Here is a 361-nt window from a genome sequence, read left to right as displayed (position 1 = left end):
CCTCATAAATTAAGACATACATTGGCAAATAAATTATATATGGAAGAAAAAGATTCATTACAAGTAATGCAGCAACTTGGGCATACCAGTCAAGATACAGCTTTGCTATATACACAACTTGGNNACTATTAAAGATAGTTTAGGCAGAATAGGAAAGAATAAAGAATAAGGGTTTAGCAATTTTGTATTGCTGAACCCTTATTCTTTCCCTATCCAAAAACAACAAGGGCAAGGGTTTAAATATTATATATATTTCTCTTGAAATGTAGTTTTATTGTATAAAAAATACATAATATAAATTTTACATTAATTGGTTTATAAAAACATTTCATATTTACTACATTTGCTTCTTTTTACTATT

At 26.7% G+C, this 361-nt stretch carries 1 protein-coding gene; it reads left to right on the top strand.

Features of this window, described 5'->3' with window-relative positions; all coding sequences use genetic code 11:
* On the top strand, positions 1-132 hold a 132-nt coding region (locus tag CN409_RS32505; protein WP_481747196.1), incomplete at its 5' end, for a tyrosine-type recombinase/integrase.
* Positions 133-361 lie beyond the last annotated feature (229 nt).

Origin of the sequence: Bacillus sp. AFS012607, from assembly GCF_002558005.1 — a bacterium.
Classification (GTDB): domain Bacteria; phylum Bacillota; class Bacilli; order Bacillales; family Bacillaceae_G; genus Bacillus_A; species Bacillus_A thuringiensis_S.
The sequence above is the reverse complement of the archived record's forward strand: the minus strand, read 5'-3'. Positions and strand labels throughout refer to the sequence as shown.